Genomic DNA, 1,822 nt, shown 5'->3' on the forward strand with positions numbered 1-1,822 from the left:
TTTCAGTTGGACTAAAAACAGCGTAATATCAAGGATTTTCTGAACAATATCTACTTTTTAATTTCATAAAATCTGAATCAATATTTTTAAAATAGGGGAATAGTTTAGGTCTCTAAGCATTAAAATAATACACCTAACTTTGGTCACCGTTTTTTAGTTATTCACTCTTTTTTCGGATAGTGTTTTTAAAGTTATGATGTAAAATGCCGCAATTAAAACACTATACATCATAATCGGAGGATAGACAATTAAAGATAGAATCAATCCCACTCCTTTAATTATTAGGTCAGGTATCAATAACTTCCTATATTGTGCGGTAGCTTCAAGTAATTCTTTCTGATCTATATTGGGTTTATCAATTACTTTATGTAAAAACCAGTTTGCTACCGTTGAAACAATAACAATCAGTCCATAAAAGAGCTGTGCCGTATGATTCATGAAATGACTACTAACTATTCCAGTAGCATAGGGCATAAATGAAACAAAAAATAAAAGATACAAATTCTTTCAAATTTCTCCCTTTTCAATTTGCCTAACTTGACCTGCATTACCTAGGTCGCTTTGCTTTAAATTATACTTTTTTCTTAAACATTTAATACGAGTAGGTATTTCTTGTGAGTAATTTTCATCAAAAAATTTCATATATAATCTCCCTATAATCATGGAAAAGTAGTAAAAATAGTTGTTATCCTAGTTGATTAAAAAAATCTCTGATTTCCTCATCTTTTATAAAATAATATATAATTTTCCCCTCTCTTCTAGTGTCCAAGATGTTTTGATTGGCTAGTTTACGAAGATGGTGGGAGGCAGATGCCATACTGAGATTTAATAAACAGGCTATATCGCAGACACAGAGTTCTTCGACGGCAAGGAGATAAAAGATGATATTTATCTGTTTATTATCGGTAAATTTTGATAAAATGCGAAGTGATTTTTGGACTTTTTCCTTTTCAAGGTAGTTCGTTGCGGTTGTAACATTTTGTTGATTTATAACATCCACTTGACAGATACTATCTTTTTTCATAATTTTTTCTCCTAGCCTAACACAGCCCATAGCATGTCAAAGCTGTTGTTTTCAATCAGGATATACATCCCCAATCCTAAATAGACAACGGCAATAAACCATCTGCTATATTTTTCCAAAGTTTCTCCAACAGAAGGGACTTGTGCTAATTTTTGGGCAGAAAAAACCAAGAGATAAATCATGACTAGAAAAGTAAGTAAAGTCACTATCAAATTCGCTAAATTTAAGGTGGTAAAATATGGGACAAAGACACCAATATTGTCAGCGCCACAACTTGCAAAAGTAATCATAGCGACTAGAAAAATCAGGTTTTTATTGTCTTTTCGCAAACCATCTTTTGCAATAGCTTCTCCATCAGAATCTCCTAAAAGCAAAACTTTGAGGCCTAGGAAAATTGGAATCAAACCGAGTAAACCTAAAATCTCTTTACTAGGAATATAATTTAAGACAAATGCAAAAAGCAAACTTAGGAATATTAGACTAACAGAGCCTAGAAATTGTCCTAAATAGATGTTAATGATGTCCTTTCTGCTTTTTCTTTTGGCAAAAAATAACATTAGGATAATAAGTAAGTCTACGGCTGTCCCAGAATACAGGATTATTGAAGTAACAATATTTTGAATCATAAAACACCTCATTCAAATATATTTTTGAATGTATTCTAACATTAACCTTTGTAGATGTCAACTTAAAATCCACCAATTAATAATTGCATGTCAATATTTGTATTGTGAAACTAGTTTCAGAAATATATAGTCTTAAAGTATGTCCACTGCCAATGGTTTTTTCAATATTTAA

The 1,822-nt window shown here is 31.2% G+C and carries 4 protein-coding genes; all 4 read right to left on the reverse strand.

Annotated elements, in window-relative coordinates:
• Window positions 1–153: 153 nt before the first annotated feature.
• Genes L0M85_RS09710 through L0M85_RS09720 form a run of 4 tightly spaced genes read right to left on the reverse strand, consistent with a single transcriptional unit; the run spans window position 154 to window position 1,650 of the window.
• The gene (locus L0M85_RS09710) at window positions 154–474 is read right to left on the reverse strand and encodes a hypothetical protein (RefSeq protein ID WP_002927831.1); all 321 of its coding nucleotides are present in this window, start codon (window positions 472–474) and stop codon (window positions 154–156) included.
• A 33-nt stretch (window positions 475–507) separates the two neighbouring features.
• Entirely contained in the window at window positions 508–642 is a 135-nt protein-coding gene (locus tag L0M85_RS10035; RefSeq protein WP_023024363.1) for a hypothetical protein, read from the reverse strand.
• Window positions 643–685: 43 nt separating this feature from the next.
• Window positions 686–1,024, reverse strand: coding sequence for a Cd(II)/Zn(II)-sensing metalloregulatory transcriptional regulator CadX (gene cadX / locus L0M85_RS09715; RefSeq protein WP_000711078.1), 339 nt, complete (start codon window positions 1,022–1,024; stop codon window positions 686–688).
• A gap of 11 nt (window positions 1,025–1,035) precedes the next feature.
• The gene (locus L0M85_RS09720; RefSeq protein ID WP_002911684.1) at window positions 1,036–1,650 is read right to left on the reverse strand and encodes a CadD family cadmium resistance transporter; all 615 of its coding nucleotides are present in this window, start codon (window positions 1,648–1,650) and stop codon (window positions 1,036–1,038) included.
• Window positions 1,651–1,822 lie beyond the last annotated feature (172 nt).

Origin of the sequence: Streptococcus sp. DFI.7.26 (assembly GCF_022240605.1) — a bacterium.
Taxonomy (GTDB): Bacteria; Bacillota; Bacilli; order Lactobacillales; family Streptococcaceae; genus Streptococcus; species Streptococcus xiaochunlingii.